Source organism: Sediminibacterium goheungense (assembly GCF_004361915.1).
Classification (GTDB): Bacteria; Bacteroidota; Bacteroidia; order Chitinophagales; family Chitinophagaceae; genus Sediminibacterium; species Sediminibacterium goheungense.
Map to the genome: position 1 here is coordinate 1,094,240 of NZ_SNWP01000010.1, position 16,658 is coordinate 1,110,897.

The 16,658-nt window shown below is 41.5% G+C and carries 14 protein-coding genes; 7 read left to right on the forward strand and 7 right to left on the reverse strand.

Annotation, left to right across the window (positions count from 1 at the left end; translation table 11 throughout):
• Positions 1-38: 38 nt before the first annotated feature.
• The gene (locus tag BC659_RS04705) at positions 39-1,889 is read right to left on the reverse strand and encodes a 2-oxoacid:acceptor oxidoreductase subunit alpha (protein ID WP_133473509.1); all 1,851 of its coding nucleotides are present in this window, start codon (positions 1,887-1,889) and stop codon (positions 39-41) included.
• Positions 1,890-2,066: 177 nt separating this feature from the next.
• On the opposite strand from BC659_RS04705, the gene BC659_RS04710 reads away from it, so the two are divergent.
• Positions 2,067-2,834 carry a Bax inhibitor-1/YccA family protein gene (locus tag BC659_RS04710; protein WP_133473510.1) on the forward strand — a complete coding sequence of 256 codons (768 nt, stop codon included), beginning with the start codon at positions 2,067-2,069 and terminating at the stop codon, positions 2,832-2,834.
• 107 nt (positions 2,835-2,941) lie between these two features.
• Positions 2,942-4,966: an alpha-ketoacid dehydrogenase subunit alpha/beta gene (locus BC659_RS04715; protein WP_133473511.1), complete on the forward strand. Its 2,025-nt coding sequence runs from the start codon at positions 2,942-2,944 to the stop codon at positions 4,964-4,966.
• A gap of 17 nt (positions 4,967-4,983) precedes the next feature.
• Here the strand turns inward: BC659_RS04715 and BC659_RS04720 are convergent, their stop codons facing one another.
• Together BC659_RS04720 and BC659_RS04725 are read right to left on the reverse strand one after the other, a co-directional pair.
• Positions 4,984-5,643 (reverse strand): NADPH-dependent F420 reductase, encoded by a 660-nt coding sequence (locus BC659_RS04720; protein WP_281277237.1) that lies wholly within the window; start codon positions 5,641-5,643, stop codon positions 4,984-4,986.
• Between the two features lie 35 nt (positions 5,644-5,678).
• Positions 5,679-7,196, reverse strand: a complete 1,518-nt coding sequence (locus BC659_RS04725; RefSeq protein WP_133473513.1) for an alpha/beta fold hydrolase — start codon at positions 7,194-7,196, stop codon at positions 5,679-5,681.
• A 115-nt stretch (positions 7,197-7,311) separates the two neighbouring features.
• Between BC659_RS04725 and BC659_RS04730 the strand changes: the two genes are divergently transcribed.
• Positions 7,312-7,686, forward strand: a complete 375-nt coding sequence (locus tag BC659_RS04730) for a winged helix-turn-helix transcriptional regulator (RefSeq protein WP_133473514.1) — start codon at positions 7,312-7,314, stop codon at positions 7,684-7,686.
• Between the two features lie 75 nt (positions 7,687-7,761).
• Here the strand turns inward: BC659_RS04730 and BC659_RS04735 are convergent, their stop codons facing one another.
• Positions 7,762-8,520: an SIMPL domain-containing protein gene (locus BC659_RS04735; protein WP_133473515.1), complete on the reverse strand. Its 759-nt coding sequence runs from the start codon at positions 8,518-8,520 to the stop codon at positions 7,762-7,764.
• A 228-nt stretch (positions 8,521-8,748) separates the two neighbouring features.
• Between BC659_RS04735 and BC659_RS04740 the strand changes: the two genes are divergently transcribed.
• From BC659_RS04740 to BC659_RS04750, 3 genes are all read left to right on the forward strand, one after another.
• On the forward strand, positions 8,749-10,290 hold the full coding sequence (locus tag BC659_RS04740) for a serine hydrolase domain-containing protein (RefSeq protein WP_133473516.1): 1,542 nt from the start codon (positions 8,749-8,751) through the stop codon (positions 10,288-10,290).
• A gap of 172 nt (positions 10,291-10,462) precedes the next feature.
• Positions 10,463-11,683, forward strand: coding sequence for a porin (locus BC659_RS04745; protein WP_211340701.1), 1,221 nt, complete (start codon positions 10,463-10,465; stop codon positions 11,681-11,683).
• A 73-nt stretch (positions 11,684-11,756) separates the two neighbouring features.
• Positions 11,757-12,167 (forward strand): DUF1801 domain-containing protein, encoded by a 411-nt coding sequence (locus tag BC659_RS04750; RefSeq protein ID WP_133473517.1) that lies wholly within the window; start codon positions 11,757-11,759, stop codon positions 12,165-12,167.
• 10 nt (positions 12,168-12,177) lie between these two features.
• Here the strand turns inward: BC659_RS04750 and BC659_RS04755 are convergent, their stop codons facing one another.
• The 3 genes from BC659_RS04755 to BC659_RS04765 are packed head-to-tail and all read right to left on the reverse strand — an operon-like array spanning position 12,178 to position 15,418.
• Positions 12,178-12,609 (reverse strand): hypothetical protein, encoded by a 432-nt coding sequence (locus BC659_RS04755; RefSeq protein WP_133473518.1) that lies wholly within the window; start codon positions 12,607-12,609, stop codon positions 12,178-12,180.
• A 23-nt stretch (positions 12,610-12,632) separates the two neighbouring features.
• Positions 12,633-13,811, reverse strand: a complete 1,179-nt coding sequence (locus BC659_RS04760) for a dipeptidase (protein WP_133473519.1) — start codon at positions 13,809-13,811, stop codon at positions 12,633-12,635.
• Between the two features lie 47 nt (positions 13,812-13,858).
• Positions 13,859-15,418, reverse strand: coding sequence for an N-acyl-D-amino-acid deacylase family protein (locus BC659_RS04765; protein ID WP_133473520.1), 1,560 nt, complete (start codon positions 15,416-15,418; stop codon positions 13,859-13,861).
• 172 nt (positions 15,419-15,590) lie between these two features.
• Here BC659_RS04765 and prfA point away from each other — a divergent pair, with 172 nt between their 5' ends.
• Positions 15,591-16,652 carry a peptide chain release factor 1 gene (gene prfA, locus BC659_RS04770; protein WP_133473521.1) on the forward strand — a complete coding sequence of 354 codons (1,062 nt, stop codon included), beginning with the start codon at positions 15,591-15,593 and terminating at the stop codon, positions 16,650-16,652.
• Positions 16,653-16,658: the final 6 nt, after the last annotated feature.

Sequence of the window (16,658 nt, forward strand, 5' to 3'; positions counted from 1 at the left end):
ATGTTTTGACTTTTGCATGCTGGTTTTTGAATTTTTATTTATTTTATCAGATCCTTCACCGCAGTCACCAATTCGCCTTTTGTAATCGGTATACCCATGATCTTGTTATATGCTTTCGCATCTACCAGGAACTGGTCACGGATTATCTTGATGAGTTGACCATTATTGATTTCAGGAACCAGTACATGCTCAAAATTGCGGATCATATCACCCAGGTTTTTAGGGAAGGGGCGCAGGTAACGTATATGCGCATGGCTCACCGCCACACCTTCTGCCTGTAATTCCTGTACGGCACTTTTAATGGCACCATAGGTAGAACCCCATCCCAGCACCAGTACTTTTCCTTTTTCTGGTCCGCTATCTAATGTTTGCAGCGGAATATAATCTGCAATCTTATCTACTTTGGCCTGACGGGTTTTCACCATATGCTGGTGATTCTCCGGTTCATAATTTACATTACCGGTAACATCCTGTTTCTCCAAACCACCTATACGGTGTTCAAGACCTGGTGTACCAGGTACTGCCCATGGACGTACCAATTTTTCATCACGCTTATAAGGCATGAATTTTTCTTCTCCCTCTGCCAACCCCTTTTTAAAGGCAACCGTAATAGGCTGCAGATCAGCAGCAGATGGAAACTTCCAGGGTTCTGCTCCATTGGCTATATAACCATCACTTAACAGGATAACAGGTGTCATATGCTGCACCGCTATTCTTACCGCTTCATAAGCTACATCAAAGCAGTCGCTCGGCGTAGAGGAAGCTATAACAGGCATTGGGCATTCTCCGTTTCTACCGTAATAGGCCTGCAATAAATCGCTCTGTTCTGTTTTGGTAGGTAAACCGGTGGATGGGCCACCACGTTGAATATTTATGATTACCAATGGGATCTCCAGCATCACTGCAAGTCCCATAGCTTCGGTTTTCAGGGCCATACCCGGGCCAGATGTTGTGGTAATGCCCAGTGAACCGCCATAGCTGGCACCGATCGCTGAAGTAATCCCTGCAATTTCATCTTCTGCCTGAAAAGTGCGTACACCAAATGCTTTATGCTTACTCAGTTCATGCAGAATATCTGAGGCGGGTGTGATGGGATAGGTTCCAAGAAAAATAGGGAGACCACTTTTATCGCTTGCAGCAATCAAGCCCATCGATAATGCCTGGTTGCCCATGATACTGCGATAAACACCCGGACTCATTTTTGCCTTTTCTACTTTATAACGGGTAGTGAAAGATTCAGTGGTATCACCATAATGATAACCTGCCTGCAATACTTTGATATTACTCTGCAGGATCACATCTTTTTTACCGAATTTCTCTTTCAGGAAGTCAATGGTGTTATCGAGACTGCGGTTATACATCCAGTATAACAGTCCCAGTACAAACATATTTTTTGCCCGGTCTCTTTCTTTGGTACCGAGTTCTGTGAATTCTTTGAGGGCCTCACGGGTAAGTTTTGTAACATCTACTTTGGTGAGTTCATACCCATCAAGGCTACCGTCTTCCAGTGGATGAACGCCATCGGGATAATTGGCAAGTCTGAGATTTTTTGCATCAAAACCATCAATATTGGCTATGATTTTACCACCTGGCTTAATGCTTTTGAGGTTTACTTTCAGTGCAGCCGCATTCATGGCTACCAATACGTCACAAAGATCGCCCGGTGTAAAAACCCTGTCGCTTGAAAAACGCAACTGAAAACCACTTACACCCGGAAGTGTACCGATCGGAGCCCTGATCTCAGCGGGGAAATCAGGAAAAGTAGCCAGATCAATACCCAGCAGGGCTGTATTATTAGTGAACTGCTGACCCGTTAACTGCATACCATCGCCACTGTCACCGGCAAATTTTATCACGACATCCTGTAGAAGCGTTTCTTTTCTTTCCATCAGCTTAATTTATAAGGCAAAGTTAGTTGATTGACGAATGATCAATGTCGTTTTTTGGTCAAAGCATGCTTTTAAAGGTTATAACTGAATTCGTTTTAGTTAAAATATTGTATTCCTGCCGATTTTCAAAGCAAGACCGCCAGAATTGCGTAACTTAGTATAATAAAAGATATATATATGGCTTTATTCAAATCGGGTAACCCTACCCTTACTGAAAAGATGTTTAATAAAACCCTGCACAGCGAAGCTGCTGCACAAGGTGTGATGAGTGTAAGAGGTACCATCAACAAATTCGGCTTTCTCATGTTGATGGTAATTGGTTCGGCATCCTATACATGGTATTTATTCGAGCAACTCAACCAGGGTTTAATGACAACCCTGATGATCGTAGGTGCTATTGGTGGTTTAATTACTGGTCTGGTAATTGCCTTTAAACCCAACTGGGCACAATATGCGGCACCTGCTTATGGCATTTTGCAGGGTTTCTTTATTGGTGGCATATCGGCCATACTGAATGATGCATTTGCCGATAAATATCCCGGACTGGTTATGCAGGCAGTAGGTTTAACTTTTGGTGTTGCTATTTCTATGTTCCTGTTATACAATTTCCGGATCATCAAACCAACACAACGCTTTAAATCAATCATTATATCTGCCACCATTGGTATTGCTGTATTTTACCTGATTACTATGTTATTAAGGCTGTTCGGTGTAACGGTTAGCTTTATGTACGACAGCAGTTGGCTTAGCATAGGTATCAGCCTGTTTATCGTAATCATCGCAGCACTGAACCTGATCATGGATTTTGAACAAATTGAACAGGGCGCAGAAATGGGTGCGCCAAAATTCATGGAATGGTATGGCGCATTTGGTTTACTCGTTACCATTGTATGGTTGTACATTGAAATATTGAAACTGCTGAGTAAACTTGGCAGCCGCGATTAATACTATCCATTTAATTTTGAAAAAACCATTCCCTATCAGGCGGATGGTTTTTTTATATCCGCTATTGCTGCAATACGATTAACTTAGTCTTTCTTTAATTCGCCCTCATGGAATTTAACAGAACCAAACTTTCAGACGCAGAACTGATATTCATCTACAGAAGCATTGTATTACCCCGGATGATCGAAGAAAAAATGCTCGTGCTCCTGCGTCAGGGTAAAATTAGTAAATGGTTCAGTGGTATTGGGCAGGAAGCCATTGCGGTGGGTAGTACACTGGCATTACAAAAAGATGAATGGATCATGCCCCTGCATCGTAACCTGGGTGTTTTTACCACCAGACAAATGGGACTGGAAAAGCTCTTCAAACAATGGCAGGGTAATAAAGATGGTTATAGTAAAGGGCGGGAGCGCAGTTTTCATTTTGGCAGCAAACCTCATTATATCTGTGGTATGATATCACACCTGGGTCCTCAACTGGCTTTGGCCGATGGTGTGGCACTGGCTTATAAACTCAGAAAAGAAAATAAAGTATCCCTTGCCTATTCAGGTGATGGCGGTACCAGTGAAGGTGATTTTCATGAGGCACTGAATGTAGCAGCTGTATGGGAACTCCCCGTGATTTTTGTAATAGAAAACAACGGATACGGTCTTAGTACGCCCGTAAATGAACAATATAGATGCGAAAGCCTGGTAGACAAAGCCAAAGGTTACGGAATAGAAGGTATCCGTATAGATGGCAATAATATTCTGGAAGTATATGACACCATTCGGGGGGTCAGGGAATATTGTATACAGCATCAGCAACCCTATCTCATAGAATGTATGACTTTCCGGATGCGCGGGCATGAAGAAGCCAGTGGTACCAAATATGTACCACAGGAATTATTTGAAGAATGGGGCAAGAAAGATCCTGTAAAAAATTATGAACAGTTTCTCGTTTCGGAAGGCGTAGTCACTGAAATGCAGATAGCAGACATCAGAAATGAATTCAGGGACTATATAGAAACAGAATTAAAAGCTGCTTTTCAGGCCGAAAAAATCGTGCCCGATACAAAAGAAGAAATAGCGGATGTATATGCGAAAAAGTCAGTAGCCAATAGCCAATGGTCGAATGATATCAATATTGAAGATAAACAAAGTGCCATTCACCATTCACCATTCACCCTTCACGAACAACGTTTCATCGACGCACTGCAGGATGGCCTTCGCCAGAGTATGGAGCAGCATGAGAACCTGATTCTCATGGGGCAGGATATTGCAGAATATGGCGGTGCCTTCAAGATAACAGAAGGTTTTGTAGAAAAATTTGGCAAGAACCGTGTCCGCAATACACCCTTATGTGAAAGCGCCATTGTAGGTACTGCATTGGGTCTGAGTCTGGAAGGTTATAAGAGTATGATGGAAATGCAGTTTGCCGATTTTGTAAGCGTGGGCTTTAACCAGATTGTAAACAACCTTGCCAAAATACATTATCGTTGGGGGCAAAATGCAGATGTGGTGATACGGATGCCAACTGGCGGTGGCGTAGGTGCGGGCCCTTTTCATTCGCAAAGCAATGAAGCCTGGTTTACACATGTACCTGGTTTAAAAGTAGTATATCCCTCCAACCCACAAGATGCAAAAGGTTTATTAATAGCCGCTTTTAATGACCCCAACCCTGTTCTCTTTTTTGAACACAAAGCACTGTACAGAAGTGTAAGTGGCATGGTACCAGAAATTTACTATGAAACACCGATTGGCAAAGCAGCTGTTGTAAAAGAGGGAACCGATATCACCATTATTACATATGGATCTGGTGTACATTGGGCATTGAAATACCAGGAACAACATCCAGACATTTCATTGCACCTTCTCGACCTGAGAACATTACTTCCCTTGGATTATGAAGCTATCCGTAAAGCAGTGGCAACTACCGGCAAGGTTTTACTTCTACATGAAGATACATTAACAGGTGGCATCGGCGGTGAAATAAGCGCCTGGATATGTGAACACTGTTTTGAATTACTGGATGCACCGATTATGCGTTGTGCATCATTAGACACACCCATCCCCTTTAATCTCGATTTAGAGAAAAGTTTTATGGCCAACAGCAGATTGGATCAGTATATTGACAAGCTGATACGATACTGATCATACAAAGACGACTATCATCGTTTCAATAATGCAAATCCAATCTCTCTTCCCTGTCCCTGAAACAGAGCCAGATTGATCCAGAACCATGCAAACTGTTCCATCAGCTCAAATTTTTCATTACCTCCAATATCATAACATTCGGCAAAGCCTGCATCTTTTGCAAGCTGAATAGCAGTCTCTTTTCCTACCCTGCTGTTCCCGGCAACAAACATGTCTAATGACAAATCTCCATACTGTGTATTCTGTATATTGTTGAAGCCGGTGGTATTAAAACATTTCACTACATCCTCAGTATTTGTATGATCGAGTACAGCATCCGTTGTGTTTTCATACCCGACAGGGCCTTTACCCATAACAATATTCATTGCATCGATGATAATTTTTCCTTCGGTATTTCCGAGGCTTTCGGCTACTTCTATGGCTGCAGTTGCTGGGGTTGCCAAAAGAATGATATCAGATTTTTGTACAGCTTCCTTCACCGGACAAACCTTTATATTTTCTTTACTAAGTAATTCACCGCCTTTGAAGCTGTCTAATTGTCTAACACCAAGAAAAATATCATGGTCTGCAATTGCCCATTTTTGAGCAAGTGCTGCACCTACATTTCCTGTTCCGATTATAGCAATTTTCATATATGGATATTCATGTGTTTGATAAAAGAAACCCTTATGTATTACACTCCGCTGTTGAGTGTCATCGAATCAGATACCTACTGTATACTTTGTAAGATTTTTATAAATTCATTGGGCTGAACCACGAATGGCAAATGTGAGGTTTTCATCTCAAATACTTTTTTTACCGTTCCGTTTTGCCTGATCATTTGTTGCTGTAAAGCATAGGGTACCGCTTTGTCATTCAGGGTACTGATATAATATTTAGGTATTCGGGAAAAATTAGTACCAAGTTTTACCTTATCCTTCAAACCCTTCACTGGTTCAGCACGATGGTATTTAACAAGTGTTTCTTTCATATCGGGCGTGCAATCATCACAAACCAATCCAGACAACAGCTCTTTTTTGATACTTACCAGACTATAATCTTCGGAAAACTGAAATGCTTCAATGGGTTGGTTGTTCAGGAACCTATTGGTTATACTGCTGATATCCTCCCCTGTCTTGGGCAGATACGCTGCTACATACACCAGTTTTGCTATTTGCTGAGGTATATTTTCAGCTACTTGTGAAATAATGGCGCCTGCCATAGAATGACCAACTAAAATTACCTTTCCGGGCTGTTGACTTACTACTGAGGATACAAGTTTTACATAGTCGTTTAATCCTGTATTTTTTCCATCTCTTGTATCAATACCATGTGCAGGAAGGTTTACCGTTACCACATTAGCAGTGATGGCCAGTTGGTTTCGAATTGCACCCCATGCACTTTCATCTGCCCATGCACCATGTACCAGTACATAGGTAGGATATCGTTTCCTGTCTTCCTCCAATGCATTTATCACAAGTTCAGCAGCAGCTGCTCCACTGTTTTGCTGCTGACCTGTAATTAGATTACCATCTCTGATTGCATAAGATGAAAAAGGAGCGCCATCCTCATATTTACTTCCAGGCATTTGTCTTGCCAGGTCTTCAATACGAAAGGGTTGAATCTTTTTACCAACATATGCATCTGCATATTGTTCTTCTTCAGAGGCAAAACCTGTCCATCTTTTTCCATCTACCAAAAACTTTCCATTGGGTAGTTTCGCATTCAGCAGGATACAGGTACCATGACATATGGCAGCAGTGGGTTTACCTGTGAGGTAAAAATTGGTAAAAAAACCTTCCATTTCCTGGTTTTTATACATGGTATACATGGGCCCCTGCCCTCCACATACAAAAACAGCTTTATAGTTCTGTGGATTAACAGTAGATAGTTTTATGGTATTTTTCACCAATGCCATTTTCGAAGGATCTTTTTTAAAACCGAGCGATACATAATCAAAGGCCGCATACCTGCTCTCATCTTCCGGATCACTGAATCCATCAAAAAAAAGTTCTCCGCCTTCCAGACTTGCTATATCAACCGTATAACCCGCCTCACTAAATACCCAGTAAGGATGTGTTAATTCTGCGTACCATACGCCAATAGGCCAACCGGTTACAGAACTGATAGATTTATTGGAAGCGATCATCAGAATCTTTCCTTTATTACCAGCATTATGTTGCGCATTTACCCAAACAGTAAAAAAAGTAAACAGTAAAAGAAATACAATAAGAGATAGCTTTTTCATAGTTGATAGAATTATATAGCAAAAATGGATTTATATACTAAATTTAATAGTATACTTACCTTAATAAATGATACATACTTTTAAGAAAGTATCAGCAAAAACAATACTTACAGCTATGCCAGATTTTTTTTACAACAATAAACTGTATTACAATCCTGTTGAATTTGCCATGGACAGAATTGGCGGCACCTGGAAAATGCCGATACTTTGGCGCTTAAAAGATAAAGTGATGCGCTATGGTGAGTTAAAAAAAGACATCCCCCATATTACACACAAAATGCTTACGAGCCAGCTGAGAGAGCTGGAAGAAGAAGGTTTTATCAAGCGGAAAGTATACGCAGTCGTACCTCCCAAAGTCGAGTATTCCATTACCACCCGCGGGAAGAGAGCCGTAATGATTGTGGACATTATCCGGAACTATGGTCTTGAACTGATGAAAGAATTTGGAGTAGAAGAGAATAAAAATACAGGTACTAAAAATCGAAAATGATCGTATTACCTGCCTCATACGATCTGGCCGGTAACTTATACCTGAAAAAAGTTAGCATTAGTGTTACATAATATGCTAATCCAGATTATATGTTAGCCTTACTGTAATACGTGCTGTTTTGTATTTACTGTAGGTATCAAAATTACCGCCATAGCTATCCTCTTCTATTGACCCTTTACCCGTAATCTGAAAAACACCCATTGAAGCATCTTTCAGTTTGCCCAATCTGCCGTTTGCTGTGGAAACAATTTTTTCTGCCCGCTCTCTGGCATCCTGAGAGCCTTTTTCAATTAAGTTATGTTTAAGACTGGGTAAATCAGAATAGGTATATTGAATACGGCTGCCCTCAAACTCAATCCCTGAGTTAATCAATTCGGAAGTCTGATCAACAACCGATTCGATTTTTTTCATTAAAACAGGATTCTTTTTACTGTTGAATGATACTGTTTGGGTAGCTATATATCCATCAAATACCTGTTCAGTTTTTACCTGATCTCCATTCTGTTCAATCGTTATAGTGCGGAAAGATTTCTCGAAACTAACACCTCCAAAACTAAATTCAGTTGATTGAAACCCTTTCGATAGAAAAAAAGATTTTACTTTCTCTCTGTCGGCATTAATCATATTATAAGCATCTTTGGCCAGCTTTGCACGGGCACTATAGCTGCCGGTCCATGAAATTTCATCCGATTCAAAGTCTCTGGTTCCCAGTCCAACTACTGAAATAGAATCCTGATTGGCATTTCTATTCTTAAAGGCACCGCCTAATATGAATGCAGTTATAATAAGAGCTATGGCACCAATTGCCGGTTTTAAGAAAGACTCAACTTTCATATTTTTTTGTTTGAATACTTTAATTTACATCATTTATTTTCATTTTCAAATGATTATTCAATTTTGGCACTTCCACAAATGAGCACAAAGTTGCAAACAGATTTCAGCTCCGGTCTTCTCAGGCCTGGCCTATAAAAGCCAGATAATTTATTTCGGTAGTTTCTTTTCTGAAAACAATGTATATTATACCAAAAAGGGCTTTCTTTTAACACCATAAATAAAGGGAAAATGATGTTTCTTCGCAACTGCTTGCTTGTTTTCGCAATTTTATGCGCTGCCAAACAGGGATATGCCCAAAGTCTACAATCTTATCAGGCACCCTATTTCACTGATAAGGACAGGTTACAGAAAATACAAGCACTCTTTCCTGCTATAGAACAACTCTATCGAAGTCATGCAGAAAAAAATCATTTCCCGGGTTATACTTTTGGAATTGTGCTGGATGGAACCCTTGTTTTTTCAGGTAATGGCGGCTATCTCGATATTGCCCGGAAAAATCCTGTCACATCCCAGTCCATGTTCCGGATTGCATCGATGTCGAAGAGTTTTACCGCGATGGCCATCATAAAACTCAGGGATGACGGAAAACTCAGGCTCGATGATCTTGTTGAAAAATATATTCCGGCATTAAAAGGGCAGCAGCTTACAAAAGATGCCCCCCCAATTACCATACGCGATCTGCTGACACATTCCGGTGGCTTTCCACAGGATGATCCCTGGGGCGATCGGCAACTGGCCGATACAGAAGAAGAGCTACTGGCACTGATTAAAAAGGGACTCCACTTTTCAAATGTTACAGGTCTGCAATACGAATACAGCAACCTGGGATTTACCATGTTGGGTTACATCATTCATAAAGTTTCTGGCAAGCCTTACAGTGAATTCATTGCTGAACATATCTGGAAGCCGCTTGGCATGAACGACGCAAGCTGGGAATACAGTAAAATCCCTGCATCATCACTGGCGAAAGGTCATCGCTGGATCAATAACAACTGGAGAGATGAGCCCTTGCTGCATGATGGTATTTTCGGATCAATGGGTGGTATGATCACTTCACTTTCGTCTTTCAGTAAATACATGGCTTTACATATGAATGCCTGGCCGCCTTCAAACGAAAAAGAAACCGGCCCGGTGAAAAGAAGCAGTATTCGTGAAATGCAACAGGCGCAACGTTTTAGTTCACTTAATGCACAGTACCGGTATGCCGATGGGCGGCTTTGCCCAATGGTTACTGCTTACGGTTTTGGTTTGCGTTGGTCGAAAGACTGTGAAGGAAGGATCACCGTTGGCCATAGCGGCGGCCTTCCCGGCTTTGGGAGTAATTGGGTAATAGCACCTGACTATGGCATTGGTGTGGTTTGTTTTGCAAACTTAACTTATGCATCTACCGCTGGTATTAATGCACAGGTATTGGATACTTTAATAAGAGGAGCGGGATTGAAGCCAAGATTAATACCTGCATCTGAGGCATTAAAAAAAGCACAAAAAGATTTCATTGCGTTATTGCCAGACTGGAATAATGCAAGCAGTACCCATGCATTCGCAGATAATTTTTTTGATGATTATCCCATACAAAGCCTCCGGGAAGAATCCGGCAAACTATTTAACGCCGTGGGAAAAATCATTACTGTCGGAGACATGGTTCCTGAAAATCAGTTAAGAGGCAGCTGCATACTTCAATGCGAGAAAGGCCGTTTACAGTTATTTTTTACCCTCACACCAGAAAATCCGGCTAAAATTCAGGAGTATCGGATCAGGAAAATTGATTGATATTTTTTACCCGTAAGAGCAATCTGATAATAGATTGAAATGAGTTGCTTATATATGCAAACGAGGTCTAGGTTAATTAATAATCCAATGTTATCAAATCGTTACCAAATAATTATTAAATTGTTACCAAATAGTTAAGAGATAATTTTGCCCGCGTCTAAAACAAAATAACATGACACGGTTATGGATGTCGGCTTTACTGGTTTTGATTAGCATCATGTGTTTTTCGCAGCCTGTAAAAGACAGCAGTAAAACAACAACCAAACCTACTGCAGAAAAAAAATGGTTCGAAACCGTTTCTGTAAGAGGCTATGTCCAAATCCGTTATAACCGTCTCCTTGAAACCAATCCCGATCTGGGTAATGAGCAGGGCGATCGTAGCTGGGGCAAAAATGGCGGCTTTTTTATGCGCCGCGCACGCATTATTTTCTTTGGACAGATCAGCAAACAGGTATATTTCTATTTCCAACCCGATTTTGCCAGCTCAGCATCTTCCACTTCACTGCATTTTGGGCAAATAAGAGATGCTTATATAGATCTGGGTGTTGATGTTAAAAATGAATTTCGTTTCAGAATTGGTCAGAGTAAAATACCCTATGGCTTTGAAAATATGCAATCGAGTCAGAACAGATTACCGCTCGATAGAAATGATGCACTAAACAGTGCAGTGGCCAATGAACGAGACATGGGTGTATTTTTTTACTGGGCTCCTACCAAACAGAGAGAATTATTTTCATCACTCGTGCGCGATGGCTTAAAGGGCTCAGGTGATTACGGCGTATTTGCGCTGGGTGCCTACAATGGTCAAACTGCGAATAGGCCGGAACAAAACGACCGATTACATGTTGTTACCCGTCTTACCTATCCGATGGCTGTGGGTAATCAGATTATCGAACCATCAATTCAGGCATATACAGGCAAATATGTAGTAACGAGAGACCAGACCAATATTGGCACCAAAGTAAAGCAGGACAGAAACTACCTGGATCAACGTTTGGCCGGAACATTCGTTTTATATCCAAAGCCATTTGGCATCCTGGCTGAATATACCATCGGTAAAGGGCCCGAATTCAATCCTGCTACAGATTCCATTGAAACCAGATCGTTACATGGCGGTTATGTAACACTGTCGTACATGATGAAAAATAAACAGCAGCAGATTTTCATCCCCTTTATTCGTGGACAGTACTATAATGGTGGAAAAAAACACGAACAGGACGCACGCAGACACCGGGTAAAAGAATTGGAAATAGGTATAGAATGGCAACCTGTAAAACAATTCGAACTGGTAGCCATGTATACGATTTCTTCCAGAAGATATGAAGACTTTGCCTTACAAAACAATCTCCAAAAAGGCAGTTTACTAAGGCTGCAGGCACAGCTTAATTTCTAAGCTATCCGCTTTATTAAAACAATACGGGCAGATTGGTTGGGCTATATTAACTTTAGCACATAAACAAACCCTGATGGCCATTAAAACACAAGTGGGTAAAGAAGATGTGCTATCTTTTCTGCAGGAAAAGCCCGAACCACAAAAAACAGATAGTCTGGTATTACTCGACATGATGAAGTCTGTTACCGGACTTCCACCCCAACTTTGGGGTGGCGCTATCGTAGGTTTTGGCACTTATGATTATCAGCAGAAAGGTGGTACAAGCGGAAGCTGGTTCTTAACAGGCTTCGCCCCCCGCAAACAGAATATCAGCATCTATATCATGACCGGCTTCCCGCAGTATGAAAATTTACTGAAAAAACTGGGTCCGCATAAAACTGGCATGGGCTGTTTGTACATAAAAAAACTAACTGATATAGATCTGTCAGTTTTGAAAGAAATGATTGAAAGTTCTTTTCATCAGATGAAAGCTAAATACGCTTAGCCCTCATTATTTATTGTTGACGCAGAGGCTTACCTACTTCTATAGAACAGTCGTGTCCAGGCTGCCCATGAGGCGGATTCAATTTTACACCAGCTGCATTCATAGGTGCCTGTTGCATAACAGGAGCATTTGTTTGCGGTGCTTGTATCTGAACAGGCGCCGGACCATTTGCATTAGCAGGAGAATTAAGAGGTGCACCAACAGCAATATCGCAGCGGTGTCCGGGTAACCCATGTGCCGGATTCAATGCTACTGCAGACTGTACAGGTTGCGCCGTCATGGTTGCATTCTTTTTACTGGTATCAACAGCTTGCGGTGTTGTGGTGATCGGCAATGGTTGTGCTGTTTGATTGAGCTGTACATTACCATCGCCCTCACTACTATTACAGGCAATTAGTGCGCTTACGAATGTTACGCTGATGATATTTTTTATCTGGTTCATATTTTAAATATACGTCGGTAAATTCATTTACTACTATTTGCAATAAATACACGCATGAAGTTTTCACCGAGTATTTTCCGGATATCTTTCTTCGAATATCCTTTTTCCAGTAGTGCTTTTGTAATCAATGGCAAGCCGGTAACATCATCCAGTTGCTGGGGTGCTGAACTGATACCATCAAAATCTGAACCCAGTCCAACATGCTCCACACCCACCAGTTTTACAATATAATCAAGATGATCGAGTAGGGCAGATAATGGGGGCCTGAGTGCTTTTACTTCCTCGGGATATCTGGCAAAAAGGTATTCTTCTGTAAAATAGGGTTCCGGGTTAATAACCTGCAATGAGTCTCTTTCCCTTTTATGCGCTTGTAAAAAAGCTGCATTCCTTTTACCGAATGTACTATCAATAAAGCCGGAAAAAAAATTAAGGTGAACGACACCTCCATTTTTTGCAATCGCTTTTATCTGCTCATCTTTCAGGTTCCTGAAAACAGGACATAACTGGTGTACACAGCTGTGTGAAGCAATTACAGGTTTGGTACTAATCTGAATAGCATCCCAGAATGTTTGTTCACCAACATGTGAAAGATCTACTATCATACCCAGTTCATTCATCCGTTTTACAATCTGCGCACCAAGAGATGTAAGCCCCTTCTTTTCATTGGCAACCGTATTTTTTGATTCATCCTGTGCCGAACTTGCCCAGCTTGTAGAATTGTTCCAGGTTAGGGTCATATAACGCACACCTCTTTCATATAAGGCATCCAGGTATTCGATTTTATCTTCTATCATATGGCCACCTTCCACCCCCATCATAACGGCCAGTTTTTTCTGCTTGACTGCTTTTTTCAGATCGGCTGGTGTTCTGGCAATCATCATGGCTGATTTGTTTCGGGCCGTCCACGCATACAAAGAATCAATTTGCCGGTTGGCACGTGCATATCCTTTCCCGGTTCCAAAAGAGCCATCGCACCAGATAGAAAATACCTGTACATCCATACCGCCTTCTTTCATTCTTTGCAGATCGGAATGTGTTATACCTTTCAATGACTGATCAAACGAAACGTTTTTTTCTATCGACTGATTCGGAAAATCATTATGTGTATCAATAACGGTAGCCCGTTGATGCAGTTTTTTATAAGACTGGGCCGCTAGCAGAACAGGTAGCAGCAGCATAATCAACAACCTTATTTTATACATAATGAGACTTTAATACTGATAATTGTGAAGGCATCAACAAACCCAGATTATTGTTTCCGGATACTCATTCCTGCCCGGGCACCCGTATGAACACCTTCACTCAGGGTTACTTCTCCATTTACCAATACATAGGCAAAGCCTGTTGAATATTGATGTGGTTTATCAAAAGTCGATAAATCTTTTACCTTTTTTTCATCAAATACCACAATATCGGCCGCATATCCTTCTATCAGTAAGCCCCTACCCTCCAGCTTAAATTTAGCGGCCGGGAGAGACGTCATTCTTCTGATAGCTTCCTCTAAAGAAATAATTTTTTCATCCCGCACATACTTTGCCAATACCCTTGCATTGGTTCCATAGCCTCTTGGATGAGGATTACCCTGGTTATAAATTCTGATGCTTGCATCAGATGCAAACATGTTGTAAGGGTATTGCATAATCGCTTTTACATCCTCCTCACTCATACCATGAAATACCATACCTGCACCACCTTTCTCCATCATCTGCACAATGGTTTCAGCTTCACTGGCAGCGTCATGAGGTCTTTTCATGATTTTATTTACTTCCTCAATACTTTTTCCATTTAGTGACGTATCGGCTTCATAATAAGCAACTACGGGAAAACTAAAATGATGCAGCTTTCTTCTGGCAAGTCGCTTCAGCATATATTCCTTTACCTCTTTTCTGATGGCTGGTTTAGCCAGTCTCGCTTTAATCGAATCGCGTCCGTCGGCCAGTACCCAATCGGGTAATAAAGTACTTAGTGATGTGCTGGATGCCGTATATGGATACTGATCAATCGTTACATCCAATCCCTCCTGCCGTGCTTTGATAACCATGGGCAGGGTTTCTTTACTTCTGCCCCAGTTTTGCTGACCACTGAGTTTAAAATGTGATAGTTGTACCGGTAATCCGGCTTCCCGCCCTATTTGCAATGCTTCTTCAATTGCATAGGTTACACTATCTGCTTCATCACGCATATGACTGGCATAAACACCATGGTACCTGGCAGCTACTTTGGCCAGCCTTAACACTTCAGCTGTTTTTGAGTAGGTACCGGGAATATAAATGAGGCCCGTTGACATGCCAACTGCGCCATCTTTCATCGCTCTTTCAACGATGGCTTCCATTTGCAGCATTTCCTCTTCGGTAGGATCCCTTTTCACAGAACCCATCACAGCTTTGCGAACATTATTGTGACCGATTAAGGCAGCAACATTGACAGAAGTTTTCAGGCTGTCGATCATTTGAAGATATTTTCCAATATCAGATTCCGATAAACCACAATTGCCTGTAATAACAGTGGTTACACCATCGTAAATAAAATTAGAAGCAAGAGGGTTCTTTTTTTCATCGTCTTCGATATGCGTATGCACATCAATAAAGCCGGGTGCTACTATCAATCCTTGGGCATCTATGATGCGTTTAGCAGACCAACCCGAAAGATTCCCTTTCTTTATGATCCTGCCTTGCGAAATGGCGATATCTCCATATGACCAGGAGTTACCTGTTCCATCCAATATTTTTCCTCCTTTGATTAGTACCTCAGCCTCCTGGGCATAGGCTGAAAAACATATAAAAAAACCTGCAATGACCAATAATCGCATAAAACCGAATTATAAAGGTTTATTCTCTGCCACTGAGGATATTCAGGAACAGAAAGGAAAGATAATGATTCTGAACTGACCATTTCACTGTAAAAGGAGCGGGAAAGAGCGATTGGGTAACAAAAACTCAGGCTGAATAGTGTAATTTTGCCATCCAATAAAAAAAGCGGTTATGCTGGATAAGCTCGAAGCAATCAAGGCAAGGTTTGAACAGGTTGGTGTGGCTCTTACCAACCCTGAAATTATTAATGACCAGAAGAAGTTTGGCGCCTTTAGTAAAGAGTACCGTTCACTGGAAAAAATTGTACAGCCCTACGATACCTACCTGAAGGTAATGGCCGATTATACTTTCGCCAAAGAAAACCAGCACAGCAGTGATGAAGATATGCGAGAGCTGGCAAGAATGGAATTACCGGAACTGGAAACCAAAAAAGAAGCCCTCGAAAAAGAACTCACCAAACTGCTGATTCCTAAAGACCCGCAGGATGATAAAAATGCCATCCTTGAAATACGTGCAGGTACAGGTGGTGATGAAGCCAGTTTATTTGCCGGTGATTTATTAGGCATGTATCTCCGCTATTGTGCCAAGAAAGGTTGGAAAGCTGCAGTAGTCAGCGAAAGTGAAGGAACCGTTGGTGGTTATAAAGAAGTAGTGGTGGAAGTGACCGGTGAAGATGTATATGGTACATTGAAATTTGAAAGTGGTGTACACCGTGTTCAGCGTGTGCCCGACACAGAAACGCAAGGTCGTGTTCATACATCAGCCGCTACGGTAGCTGTAATGCCTGAGGCAGAAGAAGTAGACTTTGAACTGAAAGAAAGCGATGTGAAAATGGAAACGGCAAGAAGTGGTGGTGCCGGTGGTCAGAATGTAAATAAAGTAGAAACAAAAGTGTTCTTAACCCATATTCCTACCGGCGTGGTGGTGGTTTGTCAGACCGAACGTTCTCAGTTGGGTAACCGCGAAAAAGCCATGACCATGCTGCGTACAAAACTTTATGAAGAGCAGGTACGAAAGCAGGAAGAAGAAATTGCCAGACAAAGAAAAACCCTGGTAAGTACCGGCGACAGAAGTGCCAAAATCAGAACTTATAACTGGCCACAGGGAAGGGTTACCGACCATCGTATTGGTCTTACTTCCTATAATCTGGATGCTGTTATTAATGGTGAAATTGATGAATTTATTGAGGCATTGCAGATAGCTGAGAATGCGGAGAAAATGCTGGAAAAGTAAGTTTTC